Origin of the sequence: Cribrihabitans neustonicus, assembly GCF_048820895.1 — a bacterium.
GTDB classification, from domain to species: Bacteria; Pseudomonadota; Alphaproteobacteria; order Rhodobacterales; family Rhodobacteraceae; genus Cribrihabitans_A; species Cribrihabitans_A neustonicus.
Genome location: NZ_JBMERQ010000002.1, coordinates 801,974 through 814,031, shown reverse-complemented (window position 1 = coordinate 814,031; position 12,058 = coordinate 801,974). Strand labels below are relative to the sequence as shown.

The window sequence follows — 12,058 nt, the reverse complement described above, 5'->3', positions numbered from 1 at the left end:
GGAGAGGAGAACCATGAGCTTTTCACGCAGACAGACACTGGCCCTGATGGCCGGCACCGGGCTTTCGGCGATGCTGGGCCCGCGTGTGGCGCTGGCCTCGGCAACGGACGAGCTGATCGCCAAGTTCACCGGCGGCGCCGAAATCAGCGGCAGCGGCCTGACCCTGACCGCCCCGGAGATCGCCGAGAACGGCAACACCGTGCCGATCGAGGTCGACGCGCCGGGCGCCGAAGCGATCCTGCTTCTGGCTACCGGCAATCCGAGCCCCGAAGTCGGCGAGTTCCGCTTCGGCCCGCTGGCCGGGGCGCAGATGGCCTCGACCCGGATCCGGCTCGCAAGCACCCAGGAGGTTGTCGCGATTGCCAAGATGGCCGACGGCAGCTTTGCGCGCGCGGCGCAAGAGGTGAAGGTCACCATCGGCGGCTGCGGCGGCTGAGCCAGGAAAGGAAAAGGACATGGCAGAAAACGTCACCCCCCGCGTCCGCGTGCCCAAGAAAGCCGCTGCAGGCGAGGTCATCACCATCAAGACCCTGATCTCCCATCCGATGGAATCGGGTCAGCGCAAGGACAAAGACGGCAACGTCATCCCGCGCTCGATCATCAACCACTTCACCTGCACCTTCAACGGAGAGACCGTGATCGAGGTGCAGATGGAACCTGCGATCTCGACGAACCCCTATTTCGAGTTCCAGGCCAAGGTGCCGGAAAGCGGCAGCTTTACCTTCACCTGGCACGATGATGACGGGTCTACCTACGAGGAAACCAAGGAGATCACCGTCGCCTGACGGGATCGCCGCTCACCGGGCAAGGGAGGAGACCGGAATGAGACAGACGCTGAGGACGGGCGCCATGCTGGCCGCCTTCGGGCTGGCCGGGCCGGCCGCCTTCGCCACCGCCGTGCAGGCAGAGGAAGCCGGGCTCGTCATCAACGGCGAGACCGAAATCGTGACGCGGGCGGAGGCGCCCGCGCACCTGGAGAACCTGGACGAAGTTATCTCGGGCTGGGAATTCCGCTCGGCGGAGACACAGGCGCTGCAGATGGACGACTTCGAGAACCCCGGCATGATCGGGGTCGACAACGCCCGCGCCGATTTCGAGACCGCCTTGGGGCCGGACGGCAAGTCCTGCGCCTCCTGCCATGAAAGCCCGGAAGCGCTGGCCGGTGTGCGCGCGGTCTACCCGAAATGGGACGGGGCCAAGGGTGAAGTGCAGACGCTGGAAATGCAAATCAACGAATGCGTGACCGAGCAGGCCGGGGCAGAGCCCTGGAAGTACACCGGGCAGCGGATGACCGAAATGTCGGCTCTGCTTGCCTCGGTGTCGCGCGGGATGCCGGTCAACGTGGCGATCGACGGCCCCGCACGGGAAACCTGGGAGCAGGGCAAGGAGATCTACTACACCCGCTACGGACAGCTGGAACTCGCCTGCGCCAACTGCCACGAGGACAACTACGACAACATGATCCGGGCCGACCACCTGAGTCAGGGCCAGATCAACGGGTTCCCCACCTACCGGCTGAAGAACGGCAAACTGAATTCGGCCCATGCCCGCTTCAAGGGCTGCGTGCGCGACACGCGCGCTGAGACCTTCAAGCCCGGCAGCCCGGAGTTTGTCGCACTGGAGCTCTACGTCGCATCCCGCGGCAACGGGCTTTCGGTCGAAGGCCCTTCCGTCCGCAACTGACAGAAAGCACCCCGCCCGGCCCTAGGCTCGGCGGGGTGTTTCCGCCCAAACATATTCAAGAGATTGCATCTGATGACGCTTTCGACACTGATACTTGCGCCAAAACGAGGGGCCCGCCCATGATCTCCCGCCGCCACTTCCTCCAAGCGGGTCTGGCCGCCTCCGCACTGTGGGGCGCCTCGGGCTTCGGCAACTGGTCGCGGCTGGCCGCGCAGCAGAAGCTGACCCAGGAAGACCTGATCGGCAGCGGCGGCCCCGGTGAGCTGACGCTGATCCATATCACGGACATTCACGCCCAGACCCAGCCGGTCTGGTTCCGCGAACCGGAAATCAACCTTGGCGTCGGCGCAGCGCGCGGACATGTGCCGCATGTGACCGGTGCCGCATTCCGAAAGCTCTACGGGATCGAGGACGGCTCGCCGCTGGACTACGCGCTGACCTATGATGATTTCGTGGCGCTGGGACGCGCCTACGGCAAGATGGGCGGGCTCGACCGCATCGCCACGGTGGTGAAGGCGATCCGCGCCGAGCGCCCCGATGCAATTCTGCTTGATGGCGGCGATACGTGGCAGGGCTCCCTGCCCGCGCTGCGCAGCGAAGGCGCCGACATGGTGCGCCTGTTCAACGCGCTCGGAACCGAGGCGATGACTTCGCACTGGGAATTCACCCTCGGCATCGGCCGGGTGACGGAGATCCTCGAAAACGAGCTCGACCCTGCCTTCCTTGGCGCCAACATCTTTGACGCCACCTGGGACGAGCCGGCCTATGAGCCGATGAAGATGTTCGAGCGCGGCGGCACTAAGGTCGCGGTGATCGGCCAGGCCTTCCCCTATCTGCCGATCGCCAACCCGTCCTGGATGTTCCCTGACTTGAGCTTCGGTGTGCGCCAGGCCCGCATGGCAGCGGTGGTGCAGGAAGCCCGCGATGCCGGTGCCGAAGTGGTCGTGGTGCTGTCCCACAACGGTTTCGACGTGGACCGGAAGATGGCGGCTGAGGTGCCGGGCATCGATGTCATCCTGACCGGCCACACCCATGACGCGCTGCCCGAGCCGGTTCTGGTCGGGGACACCCGGCTGATCGCCTCCGGCAGCCACGGCAAGTTCGTCTCCCGCGTCGATATCGAGGTCGAGGCCGGCCGCTTCAAGGATCTCACCCACCGGCTGATCCCGATCTTTTCCGACGTGATCACGCCCGATGCGGAAATGGCGGCCCTGGTGGAGGAAACCCGTGCACCCTACGCCGCGGAGATGGCCGAGGTGCTGGGCGAGACGGATTCGCTCCTGTACCGGCGCGGCAATTTCAACGGCACCTGGGACGACCTGATCTGCAACGCGCTGATCGCCGAGCGGGAAGCCGACATCGCGCTGTCGCCGGGCTTCCGCTGGGGTGCCACCTTGATGCCCGGCCAGAAAATCACCCGCGAGGACGTCTTCAACGCGACTGCGATGAGCTATCCCGCCGCCTACCGGTCGGAGATGACAGGCGAAACGCTGAAGCTGATCCTGGAAGACGTGGCCGACAACCTGTTCAACCCCGATCCCTACTACCAGCAGGGCGGCGACATGGTGCGGGTCGGCGGCATGGGCTACCGCATCGACATCTCCAAGCCGCAAGGCGCGCGGATCACGGATATGACCCTGCTCGCTTCCGGTGAGGCCATCGACGCGGCAAAATCCTACGCGGTGGCCGGCTGGGCCAGCGTTACCGAGGGCACCGAGGGCCCGCCGATCTGGGACGTGGTGGAAAGCCACATCCGCCGCCAGGGCACGGTCTCCATCGACCCCAACACCAGCGTTGACGTGGTGGCCGGATGAGCCGCCGGAACGACACAGACGACAGAAGGACTTTGCGCATGAGCAATACTCCCGCGCCCTCGCGGCGCCGCTTCCTCGGCGGCGCGCTGGCGGCAGGCGGCGCGCTGGCAGCCGCCCGTGCGGCCACTGCCCAGGCCCCCGACCCCGCGATCACCGAGCTGCAGCCATGGATGCAGGAGCTGGGCGAAGGCGTCGACGCCCGCCCCTATGGCACCCCCTCCCGGCACGAGGCCCACGTGGTGCGCCGGAATGTCGAGTGGCTGACTGCCGATCCGGTCTCCTCGGTGAACTTCACACCGATCCACGAGCTCGACGGCATCATCACCCCCAACGGCCTGTGCTTCGAGCGCCACCACGCAGGCATAGCCGATGTCGATCCGGCCAAGCACCGGCTGATGATCAACGGGCTGGTGGACAAGCCCCTTGTCTTCACCATGCAGGACCTGATGCGCTTCCCGCGGGAGAACCGCACCTATTTCCTGGAATGCGCCGCCAATTCCGGCATGGAATGGGCAGGCGCGCAGCTGAACGGCTGCCAGTACACCCACGGCATGATCCACAACGTGGTCTACACCGGCGTGCCGCTGCGGCTGCTGCTTGAGGAAGCGGGCGTCAAGACCAACGGCAAATGGATCATGCCCGAAGGCGCCGATGCCTCCGCGATGACCCGCTCGATACCGATCGAGAAGGCGCTCGATGATTGCCTTGTCGCCTTCAAGATGAACGGCGAGGCACTGCGCCCCGAGCAGGGCTACCCGGTGCGCCTGGTGGTGCCCGGCTGGGAAGGCAACATGTGGATCAAATGGCTGCGCCGGATCGAGGTCGGCGACAAGCCCTGGCACCACCGCGAGGAAACCTCCAAGTACACCGACCTTCTGGACAACGGCACCGCCCGCCGCTTTACCTGGGAGATGGACGCAAAATCAGTGATCACCAGCCCCAGCCCGCAGGCGCCGATCCTGCACGGCCCCGGCCCCACCGTGCTCAGCGGCATCGCCTGGTCCGGCCGCGGCACCATCCCGCGGGTGGACGTGACACTCGACGGCGGCAAGACCTGGCACCAGGCGCGGATGTCGGGACCGAGCTTCGACAAGTCGATGCACCGCTTCTATTTCGAGTTCGACTGGGACGGCAAACCGCTCCTCCTGCAAAGCCGGGCGCATGATTCCACCGGCTACGTGCAGCCCACCAAGGACGCGCTGCGGCAGCTCCGCGGCGAGAATTCGATCTACCACAACAACGGCATCCAGACCTGGCATGTCAACGCACGGGGTGAGGCGGAAAATGTCGAAGTATCTTAAAGTTCTTGCCCCTGCGCTGGCCGGCACCGCCTCGGTTCTGGCGCTGTCCTGGGTGCTGGCGGAAAACGCCGTGCCTGCAAGCCCGGCCAATGCGGGGGGCATTCAGGCAGCCGCCGCGGCCAACACGGCAGCAACGGAAGGCGAAGCCGCGCCGGAAACCGCAGCGGCTGCCGCCCCCGAGGCCGCCGCGCCCTCGCGCGGGGGCGGCTACGGGCTCGGCCGCCCTGCGCTGCCGGAGGAGGTCGCCGCCTGGGACATCGACATCCGCCCCGATGGCACCGGCCTGCCGGAGGGCTCGGGCGATGTCTGGACCGGCGAGGAAGTCTTCGTCGCCAAATGCGCTTCCTGCCACGGGGACTTCGGCGAAGCAGTCGGACGCTGGCCGGTACTGGCAGGCGGGCAGGGCACGCTGGACCGCAAGGATCCGGTTAAGACCATCGGCTCCTACTGGCCCTACCTCTCCACCGTCTGGGACTACGTCAACCGCGCCATGCCCTTTGGCGAGGCGCAGTCTCTGGAGCCCGACGAGGTCTATGCGATCACCGCGTATCTGCTTTATCTCAACAATGTCGTCGACGATGATTTCGAGCTGTCGAGGGAGACCTTCACCGAAATCACCATGCCGAACGAAGACGGGTTCAAGCCCGACGACCGCCCGGAAACCGAGCTCCCGGTATTTTCCGGAGAGGCTTGCATGGAAGGCTGCAAGGAAGAGGTGGAGATCACAATGCGGGCTGCGGTGCTCGACGTGACGCCCGGCACGGATGACAGCGGAGATACCGCCGCAGCGCAGCCCGAAGGCGCGGAGCCGGCCGAAGAAGCGGCAGCCGGGGATCAGCCGGCAGCGGAAGACGCATCCGCGCAGACGGCTGACCCGGAGGATACCGCCGGGGAAGCCGCCGCAGCAGGCCCCGACCCCGAGCTGGTAGCCGCAGGCGAACGCGTCTTCAAGAAATGCGCAGCCTGCCACCAGGTGGGAGAGAACGCCAAGAACCGCAGCGGCCCGCACCTGAACGGCGTCGTCGGCCGGGCCGCCGGTGCGGTGGAGGGCTTCCGCTACTCTAAGGCCCTTGACGAGGCCGCTGCCGGCGGACTGGTTTGGGATCACGAAAACCTCGCCGCATTCCTGGCCAAGCCGAGGAGCTTTCTGAAAGGCACCAAAATGTCCTTTGCCGGGCTTAAGAAGGACAAGGACATCGAAGCGATCACCGCCTACCTCGAAGCCCAGGGCGGGTGAGCCATTCCGGCGGCCGGCCCATCCGGCCACCGCATCGCGCCGCGCCAGCGGCAGGGAAACGGCCGGGCTTTGCCCGGCCTGACCCGCATCAAGTCTGGAAGCAAGGGAGGACCAAGGCATGAAGACATTTGTGATTGCGGCGCTGGCCGCGCTGGCAGGCGGCGCTGCCGCCGCCCAGGAGGTGATCACCTACCCCTTCGACGGCAGCTTCGAAGACGCCGCCTTCAGCGTGGAAAGCGCCATTGTCGGCGAAGGGCTGGTCGTGGACTACGTGAGCCACGTCGGGGCGATGCTCAACCGCACCGGCGAGGATGTGGGCAGCACCGCAAAGATCTTCGACGAAGCCGACGTTTTCCTGTTCTGCTCGGCGGTGCTGTCGCGCAAGGTAATGGAAGCTGACCCTGCGAATATCGCCCATTGCCCCTACGGGATCTTCGTCACCGGCCGCGAGGGGACTGTGGAAATCGGCTACCGGGTGCTCCCCGAGGGCCCGATGCAGGACGTTCAGGCCTTGCTCGACCGTATTGCCCAGGAGGCGGCCGGCCAATGACGCCGGCAGCCGCCCGCCCGCAACTTGCAGCCTGAGGAGGCCATTTATGTTCCGCATCGCCGCTTTCCTGTCCTGTCTTGCCCTGCCGGTCCTGGCGGAGCCCGTCGGTATTGACGCCGAACGCCTGTCGGTCACGGTGGAAACGCCGTCCGGCCCGGTCGAAATCCGGCGCGGGCAGGACAACAGCGCCGTGATTACCGGCGAGTTTGCCAAGACCTCCCGCGCCTGCCCGCCCTTCTGCATCCAGCCCATGAGCCCGGCCGAAGGCGTAACGACGATCGGCGAGCTGGAACTTCTGGACATGCTGAACGATCCGGAAGCCATCGTCATCGACAGCCGCACCCGCGATTGGTACGAGGGCGGCACCATTCCCGGCGCCCGCCATCTGCCCTGGGACGAGATCAGCGACCGGCTGGGGGAACTGGGCTGCGAAGCGGATTTCGACGGCTGGGATTGCGCGGACGCGCCGCGGGTCGCCCTGTTCTGCAACGGCCCGTGGTGCGGCCAGTCGCCCACCGCGATCCGCGCAATGATCGGGGCCGGCTACCCGGCGGAACGGATCAGCTACTACCGCGGCGGCATGCAGCTCTGGCGCATTCTGGGTCTCACGGTATCTGAAGGGAACTGAACCGCCAGGCAGTTAAGGGAATCTGAGCCGCCGGGCGCCAAAGCCCGGCGGCTCAGCCGCCCGTCTACGGCTTCACATATGTGTAGCCCTGCCCCTGCAGGTAGCTTAGTTCCGCCACACCCGAAGGCACGATCTGGTCCTCGAAGACCTCAAACAGCCCGGTTTCGTAGTCGATGCCGCGGCCGGTGAGCGTGTTGTTGCAAACAAGGAAGACCACATTCTGTCCCCGCAGGCTGGTCACCGCCATTTGCACCTGTTCGTTGGAAAGCGCTTCCTGGAGCAGCCCGACGCCATTGCCGTGCAGCACCACTTTCACCTCGAGATTTTCGCGCCCGACAGCGTTGATGTGGTTTTGCACGTTGCGAAGGGCACCCCGGTAAGCTTTGGCTTCTTCACCGCCGGTGCCGTTGATGTGATACACCACCTTCTGCGGTCCGTAGCGGCTGCTGTCCTGCGCCGCCGCTGCGCCGGCGGCAAACAAGGCCACCGCGGCGAGCCCGGCGGCAACCGCGCCGCGCACCCATTTCATAAGCATTTTTTGACCTCCCGTGATTGGCCGCAGACGGCACCGCCCAGCTGCTTTCAAATTGCACCCGGGCTGCGGATTCCGCCGGTGCGGCACGTGTCTGTTCGCACTTCGAATTTATACATTCGACTATATACATGCGACTTGTCTACCCAGGGAGAGCCCTGCGCAGATGACGGAAGAGAGCTCCAGTCCGGATCTCACCCGCGGGGCACGGCACGATCGCAATAAAGCCGGTGCAGCGTTTCCAGCACAGCAGCAGCCTCACGGCTGGTAACCCGGTAGTAAATCGTCTGCCCATCGCGCCGGGCCGCCACCAGCCCGGCTTCCTTCAGCCGCTTCAGCTGCTGCGACATCGACGGTTGCGGCATCGCGCAGAGCCGTGCCAGCTCGCCCACCGAACGCTCCTGCCCGCCGGCGAGGCGGCACAGGATCTGCAGCCGCGCCTCTGATGCCAGCATCCCCATCAGTGCGGCCGCCCCCGCGATGTCGCCTTGGAGGAAATCTTCGGCCTCGATATCTTCAGCTTCCCGCATATTAGACCTATTGAATATTCTCGATTAGGAATATATGCATAATATGGAACAGTGACAAGCACGGCGGCGTTGTCCGCCTGATAACGGAGTGCTGACATGGAAACAGAGTTCACCCCCTGGGCCTCTCTCGCGGGCGGCGCGCTGATTGGCGTCTCCGCGGTGCTCTTGATGGCCACTAACGGCCGGATCGCCGGGATCAGCGGCCTTACCTCCCGCATCTTCGCGCGGTCCACCGATGGCGAGGCGCGCGGCGTCTCGGCGATGTTCGTGCTGGGATTATTGCTGGCAGCACCGCTTTGGGCCCTGGCGTCCGGCAGCTGGCCCCAGCAATGGGTGCCCTCCAGCCCGCTCCTGATGGCGGCCGCCGGCCTGCTGGTCGGCTTCGGCGCGGTTGTCGGCAGCGGCTGCACCTCAGGCCACGGTGTCTGCGGCATCTCCCGCGGCTCGATGCGGTCGATCCTGGCGACCGTGACTTTCATGGCGACGGCCTTCGTGACCGTGCTTGTCATCCGCCACGGCTTCGGAGGCTGACATGAAACAGATCTTCGCGCTGCTTTCCGGCCTCGTTTTCGGCCTCGGCCTGATCCTTTCCGGCATGGCGAACCCGGCCAAGGTCCTGAACTTCCTGGACCTCTTCGGCACCTGGGATCCTTCGCTCGCCTTCGTAATGGGCGGTGCCATCGCTATCACCGCGCCGGGCTTCGCGCTGCTGACGCGGAACCTGCAAAAGCCCTTGTTCGACAGTCAGTTCCGCATCCCCACCCGAACCGACCTCGACCCCAAGCTGCTCACCGGCGCGGCGCTGTTCGGCGTCGGCTGGGGGCTGGGCGGCTTCTGCCCCGGCCCGGCGCTCACCGCGCTGCCGATCGGTGCCACCGGCACGCTGATTTTCGTGCCCTTCATGCTGGCCGGCATGTGGCTGGCCCGCAATGCCGGCAACCTCCCCACCCCGTTTTCGAAAGGAGCGACCCAATGAGCGATCCCCTGGAAACCCCCGTCGTGCGCTTTTCCGCTTCCACCGGCGCGGGCAGCCCGGATGTCTGGGGCATCTACGAACCGGATACCGGCTCGATCCAGTACATCTGCGCCGACCCGGAGACGAAGAAGGCCGCGCTGATCGACGTGGTGTGGAACTTCGACCATCGCAGCGGCACGTTCTCCACCGAGAGCCTGGAGCAGGTGCTGGGCCTGGTCGAGGAGAACGGGCTGGAGGTGGTCTGGGTGCTGGACACCCACCCGCATGCCGACCACGTGATGGCCTCGGCCCAGCTGAAGGAACGCACCGGAGCGCCCAACGCCATCGGCGCGCTGGTACCCGAGATCGCGAAGATTTGGGCGGATCTCTATAATCTGCCGAATGCTTTCGATCCCCAGCGCGACTTTGACCGCCTGTTCGAGGAAGGCGAGACCTTCGAGATCGGCAATCTCGGTGTCAAGGTCATGCTCTCGCCGGGCCACACGCTCGGTTCGATCACTTACGTCTGCGGCGATGCCGCTTTCGTGCATGATACGCTGATGCAGCCGGACGCGGGCACCTCACGCTCGGACTTCCCTGGCGGCAAGACCGAGGAACTGTGGGAGTCGATCCAAGCCATCCTGTCCCTGCCGCCGGAGACCCGTCTTTTCGTCGGCCATGACTACGGCGCGCCCGGGCGGGACGAGCCGATGTGGGAGGCCACGGTGGCCAGGCACAAGGCGGAGAACAAGCACGTGAAGGACGGTACAACGCGAGAAGATTTCATCCGGCGGCGGCAGGAACGCGACGCCACACTGGCGCTGCCCCACCGCATTCTTGCGGCGCTCCAGGTCAACCTGCGCGCCGGACGTCTGCCCGAGGCCGAGAATGACGGCCATCACTACCTGAAGCTGCCCGCCAACCGCTTTACCTGACCGGGTGCCCCTCCCCTATTGAACGGACCCAGCAATGCCCCTGCGCCCCCTGACGCGATACCTGCCCATCCTCGACTGGGGCCGCCGCTACGGGCGTGCCGAGTTCACCGGCGATGCGGTGGCGGCGGTGATCGTGACCATCATGCTGATCCCGCAGTCGCTGGCATATGCGCTGCTGGCCGGACTGCCGCCAGAGGCCGGGATCTACGCCTCGATCGTGCCGATCCTGCTCTATGCGGTACTCGGCACTTCACGCTCGCTCGCGGTCGGGCCGGTGGCAGTGGTCTCCCTGATGACGGCGGCGGCCGTGGGCCAAGTGGCGGAGAGCGGTACTGCGGGCTATGCCACGGCTGCGCTGACCCTGGCGGGACTGTCGGGGGCGATGCTGCTGGCGCTGGGGTTCCTGCGCCTGGGGTTTCTGGCCAACTTCCTGTCACATCCGGTGATCGCGGGCTTCATCACTGCAAGCGGCCTGCTCATTGCCGCGAGCCAGCTGCGCCACATCCTCGGCGTGGAGGGCGGCGGCCACACGCTGCCGGAAATCCTCGAAGGGCTATGGCAGAACATCGGCTCCACCAGCCTCGCGACGCTCATAATCGGCGCGGCGGCCACCGCTTTCCTGTTCTGGGTGCGCAGCGGTCTGAAGCCGCTGCTGCGCCGGATCGGGCTGGGTCCGAAGCTGGCGGATGTTGGCTCGAAAGCCGGGCCGGTGCTCGCCATCGCTGCCGCAACGCTGGCGGTATGGGCCTTCGGCCTTGACCAGCAGGGGGTAGCCATCGTCGGGGAAGTGCCGCAGAGCCTGCCTCCGCTGACCCTCCCGTCCTCCTCGCCAGCGCTGATTTCACAATTGGCGATGCCCGCGCTGCTGATCTCCATCATCGGTTTTGTCGAAAGCATCTCCGTCGCCCAAACCCTTGCCGCCAAAAAGCGGCAGCGCATCGACCCTGATCAGGAGCTGATCGGGCTGGGCGCGGCCAACCTCGGCGCGGCCTTCAGCGGCGGGTTCCCTGTTACCGGCGGCTTCTCCCGCTCGGTGGTGAACCACGACGCCGGTGCTGAAACCCCCGCGGCCGGGGCCTTTACCGCCCTCGGCCTTGCCCTGGCCGCGCTCTATCTCACACCGCTGATCCACTACTTGCCGAAGGCGGTGCTGGCGGCGACCATCATTGTTGCGGTGCTGAGCCTTGTGGACTTCTCCATCTTAAAACGCGCCTGGACCTTCAGCCGCGCCGATTTCGCCGCGGTCGCCGTGACCATCGCCCTCACCCTGCTGGCCGGGGTCGAGGCCGGGGTATCGGCGGGTGTGCTGACCTCGATCCTCGTGCATCTCTACAAGACCTCGCGCCCGCATATGGCGGTGGTTGGCCGCGTGCCAGGCACCGAGCATTTCCGCAACGTGCTGCGCCACCGGGTGGAAACCCAGCCGCATGTGCTGTCGCTCCGGGTGGACGAAAGCCTCTACTTCCCCAACGCCCGTTATCTGGAGGACCAGCTTGCTGCCTATGCCGCCGACAAGGCCGAGCTCACGGACGTGGTGCTGATGTTTCCGGCGGTGAACGAGATCGACCTCTCCGCGCTCGAATCGCTGGAGACGATCAATACCCGCCTGCGCGAAGCGGGCATCCGGCTGCACCTGAGCGAGGTGAAGGGCCCGGTGATGGACCGGCTGAAACGCAGCCATTTCCTGGACGAGCTGACCGGCGAAGTCTTCCTCAGCCAGCACGAAGCCGCCTGCACCCTGGGAAAATCCACCGCAGATGGCACACCGGATCGCGCACGACCCATGCCGGAAACGACAGCAATTTCCTCCAAATGCGGCGCTTAGCGGTAAATTAACGCCTTCGATGTCTTCTGCCTGCCGAGATTTCTCGCGGCCCTCCGGCCCGCGTGGTT

General features: G+C 65.8%; 14 protein-coding genes. 12 read left to right on the top strand and 2 right to left on the bottom strand.

What is annotated here, in order from left to right; all coding sequences use genetic code 11:
* Positions 1-13 precede the first annotated feature (13 nt).
* The 8 genes from soxY (at position 14) to ACOHWE_RS08925 (ending at position 7,213) form a co-directional block, all read left to right on the top strand.
* A complete protein-coding gene (soxY, locus tag ACOHWE_RS08960) occupies positions 14-436 on the top strand; it encodes a thiosulfate oxidation carrier protein SoxY (RefSeq protein ID WP_420665770.1) in 423 nt (140 codons plus the stop codon).
* A gap of 19 nt (positions 437-455) precedes the next feature.
* Positions 456-785, top strand: coding sequence for a thiosulfate oxidation carrier complex protein SoxZ (gene soxZ, locus ACOHWE_RS08955; protein ID WP_420665769.1), 330 nt, complete (start codon positions 456-458; stop codon positions 783-785).
* 37 nt (positions 786-822) lie between these two features.
* Complete coding sequence (gene soxA / locus ACOHWE_RS08950) at positions 823-1,683, top strand: sulfur oxidation c-type cytochrome SoxA (protein ID WP_420665768.1); 861 nt, start codon at positions 823-825, stop codon at positions 1,681-1,683.
* 119 nt (positions 1,684-1,802) lie between these two features.
* On the top strand, positions 1,803-3,497 hold the full coding sequence (gene soxB / locus ACOHWE_RS08945; RefSeq protein ID WP_420665766.1) for a thiosulfohydrolase SoxB: 1,695 nt from the start codon (positions 1,803-1,805) through the stop codon (positions 3,495-3,497).
* Positions 3,498-3,535: 38 nt separating this feature from the next.
* Positions 3,536-4,798: a sulfite dehydrogenase gene (gene soxC, locus ACOHWE_RS08940; protein ID WP_420665765.1), complete on the top strand. Its 1,263-nt coding sequence runs from the start codon at positions 3,536-3,538 to the stop codon at positions 4,796-4,798.
* On the top strand, positions 4,782-6,035 hold the full coding sequence (locus tag ACOHWE_RS08935; protein ID WP_420665763.1) for a c-type cytochrome: 1,254 nt from the start codon (positions 4,782-4,784) through the stop codon (positions 6,033-6,035). The genes soxC and ACOHWE_RS08935 overlap by 17 nt, the downstream gene beginning before the upstream one ends.
* A 118-nt stretch (positions 6,036-6,153) precedes the next feature.
* Positions 6,154-6,585 (top strand): DUF302 domain-containing protein, encoded by a 432-nt coding sequence (locus tag ACOHWE_RS08930; RefSeq protein ID WP_420665762.1) that lies wholly within the window; start codon positions 6,154-6,156, stop codon positions 6,583-6,585.
* A 46-nt stretch (positions 6,586-6,631) separates the two neighbouring features.
* Complete coding sequence (locus tag ACOHWE_RS08925) at positions 6,632-7,213, top strand: rhodanese-like domain-containing protein (protein ID WP_420665761.1); 582 nt, start codon at positions 6,632-6,634, stop codon at positions 7,211-7,213.
* Positions 7,214-7,277: 64 nt separating this feature from the next.
* On the opposite strand, the gene ACOHWE_RS08920 is transcribed toward ACOHWE_RS08925, so the two are convergent.
* Positions 7,278-7,748 (bottom strand): DsrE family protein, encoded by a 471-nt coding sequence (locus ACOHWE_RS08920; RefSeq protein ID WP_420665759.1) that lies wholly within the window; start codon positions 7,746-7,748, stop codon positions 7,278-7,280.
* A gap of 191 nt (positions 7,749-7,939) precedes the next feature.
* Positions 7,940-8,275, bottom strand: coding sequence for an ArsR/SmtB family transcription factor (locus ACOHWE_RS08915; RefSeq protein WP_420665757.1), 336 nt, complete (start codon positions 8,273-8,275; stop codon positions 7,940-7,942).
* Positions 8,276-8,371: 96 nt separating this feature from the next.
* Here ACOHWE_RS08915 and ACOHWE_RS08910 point away from each other — a divergent pair, with 96 nt between their 5' ends.
* The 4 genes from ACOHWE_RS08910 to ACOHWE_RS08895 are packed head-to-tail and all read left to right on the top strand — an operon-like array spanning position 8,372 to position 11,990.
* Positions 8,372-8,806 carry a YeeE/YedE family protein gene (locus ACOHWE_RS08910; RefSeq protein WP_420665755.1) on the top strand — a complete coding sequence of 145 codons (435 nt, stop codon included), beginning with the start codon at positions 8,372-8,374 and terminating at the stop codon, positions 8,804-8,806.
* A 1-nt stretch (position 8,807) separates the two neighbouring features.
* A complete protein-coding gene (locus ACOHWE_RS08905) occupies positions 8,808-9,251 on the top strand; it encodes a DUF6691 family protein (protein ID WP_420665754.1) in 444 nt (147 codons plus the stop codon).
* A complete protein-coding gene (locus ACOHWE_RS08900) occupies positions 9,248-10,165 on the top strand; it encodes an MBL fold metallo-hydrolase (protein WP_420665753.1) in 918 nt (305 codons plus the stop codon). The genes ACOHWE_RS08905 and ACOHWE_RS08900 overlap by 4 nt, the downstream gene beginning before the upstream one ends.
* Before the next feature lie 34 nt (positions 10,166-10,199).
* Positions 10,200-11,990 carry a SulP family inorganic anion transporter gene (locus ACOHWE_RS08895; protein ID WP_420665752.1) on the top strand — a complete coding sequence of 597 codons (1,791 nt, stop codon included), beginning with the start codon at positions 10,200-10,202 and terminating at the stop codon, positions 11,988-11,990.
* Positions 11,991-12,058 lie beyond the last annotated feature (68 nt).

Coding starts and splice junctions, on each gene's coding strand:
- soxY (WP_420665770.1), top strand. CDS start 14: ATGAGCTTTTCACGCAGACAGACACTGGCCCTGATGGCCGGCACCGGG.
- soxZ (WP_420665769.1), top strand. CDS start 456: ATGGCAGAAAACGTCACCCCCCGCGTCCGCGTGCCCAAGAAAGCCGCT.
- soxA (WP_420665768.1), top strand. CDS start 823: ATGAGACAGACGCTGAGGACGGGCGCCATGCTGGCCGCCTTCGGGCTG.
- soxB (WP_420665766.1), top strand. CDS start 1,803: ATGATCTCCCGCCGCCACTTCCTCCAAGCGGGTCTGGCCGCCTCCGCA.
- soxC (WP_420665765.1), top strand. CDS start 3,536: ATGAGCAATACTCCCGCGCCCTCGCGGCGCCGCTTCCTCGGCGGCGCG.
- ACOHWE_RS08935 (WP_420665763.1), top strand. CDS start 4,782: ATGTCGAAGTATCTTAAAGTTCTTGCCCCTGCGCTGGCCGGCACCGCC.
- ACOHWE_RS08930 (WP_420665762.1), top strand. CDS start 6,154: ATGAAGACATTTGTGATTGCGGCGCTGGCCGCGCTGGCAGGCGGCGCT.
- ACOHWE_RS08925 (WP_420665761.1), top strand. CDS start 6,632: ATGTTCCGCATCGCCGCTTTCCTGTCCTGTCTTGCCCTGCCGGTCCTG.
- ACOHWE_RS08920 (WP_420665759.1), bottom strand. CDS start 7,748: ATGCTTATGAAATGGGTGCGCGGCGCGGTTGCCGCCGGGCTCGCCGCG.
- ACOHWE_RS08915 (WP_420665757.1), bottom strand. CDS start 8,275: ATGCGGGAAGCTGAAGATATCGAGGCCGAAGATTTCCTCCAAGGCGAC.
- ACOHWE_RS08910 (WP_420665755.1), top strand. CDS start 8,372: ATGGAAACAGAGTTCACCCCCTGGGCCTCTCTCGCGGGCGGCGCGCTG.
- ACOHWE_RS08905 (WP_420665754.1), top strand. CDS start 8,808: ATGAAACAGATCTTCGCGCTGCTTTCCGGCCTCGTTTTCGGCCTCGGC.
- ACOHWE_RS08900 (WP_420665753.1), top strand. CDS start 9,248: ATGAGCGATCCCCTGGAAACCCCCGTCGTGCGCTTTTCCGCTTCCACC.
- ACOHWE_RS08895 (WP_420665752.1), top strand. CDS start 10,200: ATGCCCCTGCGCCCCCTGACGCGATACCTGCCCATCCTCGACTGGGGC.